The following is a 1,356-nucleotide window of genomic DNA, read 5'->3' as shown; positions in this document are numbered from 1 at the left end:
AAGCAGATTGGCACCACTGACAGCCATGTGTACCGATTGGAACAATGCATTACGGAAGAGAGGGTGATCATCGGCGATGATGATGGTGTAGGTCGAATCCATGACGTTAAACACTTTTGACTATTTCGTTAAATGAATTATTGTCCAGCTTTGAGAAGGTGGACAATATTTATTCGCTAAAAGTCTGAACCAAATCGACTTTTATTAGGAAAATTGCATATAGCCGCATTTTTCTCATTCAAATCTGTGCAACAAAAAACGCCAGCGAAAATCGCTGGCGTTTGAATGATGTGATATCAGAATCGATTGATGTGCTCTAAGAAAGGCTCGGCTTGCATAAAGCCAGTTAAACGAGCGTTTGAAACGTGTTCGCCTTTCGCATTCCAGAACTCGATGGTCGGCAAACCCAGCACGTTCATGTGTTTGAGTAGCTCAATATCTTGCACTTGGTTTTTGGTGACATCCGCTTGCAGCAACACGAAGTCTTGCAGCTTGGCTTCGACTTTTGGATCGTGGAAGGTGTACTTCTCAAACTCTTTACACGCTACACACCAGTCGGCGTAGAAGTCGAGCATGACAGGTTTACCTGCTGCTTTCGCCTGCGTCAGTTGCTCTTCAAGCTCGGCCACATTAGCAATGCGAGTAAAGCTAACCGTTGTTTGCTGTGCTTGGGTTTCGTGATTGCCAAACCAATAATTCAGTGCTGGTTGCGCGGAGGCGAACAAACCGAGGACGGCAATAATGCCAATTGCGCTTTGCTTCCAGCCACCAAACTCCAAGCTGTTTTTGATGTGATACAACCAACCAAATGCCGCGATACCGAGCGCAGACCACAACGCCGTCGACCACATTTCTGGCAAGATACGCTCAAGCAAGAAGATTGGTGCTGCCAGCAGAATGAAACCAAATAGTGTCTTCACGCGGTCCATCCAACCGCCGGCTTTTGGCAGCAGTTTGTTGCCAAATACCGCCACGAGAATCAGCGGAATACCCATACCCATCGCCAGTGCGTAAAGCGCAATACCACCAGTCAGCAAGTCACCACTTTGTGCAACGTAGAGTAGTGCGCCCGACAGAGGTGCCGTGGTACACGGTGAGCACACCAGACCTGAGATCGCACCCATCGCGAATACGCCTGCGCTGCTGCCGCCTTGTTGTTTGTTGCTTAGGTTGTTTAGCCACGTTTGTACACTGCTTGGCAATTGCAGGGTGTACACACCAAACATGGAGAGTGCCAACGTGACGAATAAGATACTCAAACCAATCAACACATATGGGTGTTGCATCGCCGCTTGGAACTGCATGCCTGCTGATGCCACCACTAAGCCGAGAAGAGTGTAAGTCAGCGCCATGCCT

1 protein-coding gene and 1 pseudogene are annotated in these 1,356 nt (G+C 48.6%); both read right to left on the bottom strand.

Features of this window, described 5'->3' with window-relative positions; genetic code table 11:
• A pseudogene (locus R7127_RS26250) lies at positions 1–102 on the bottom strand (DNA-binding response regulator); the annotation flags it as partial.
• A gap of 194 nt (positions 103–296) precedes the next feature.
• The coding region (locus R7127_RS26245) for a protein-disulfide reductase DsbD (RefSeq protein WP_318148688.1) at positions 297–1,356 on the bottom strand (1,060 nt) is incomplete at its 5' end.

The organism is Vibrio sp. 1159 (assembly GCF_033340395.1).
Classification (GTDB): domain Bacteria; phylum Pseudomonadota; class Gammaproteobacteria; order Enterobacterales; family Vibrionaceae; genus Vibrio; species Vibrio alginolyticus.
This window is presented reverse-complemented; position numbering and strand designations above follow the sequence as displayed.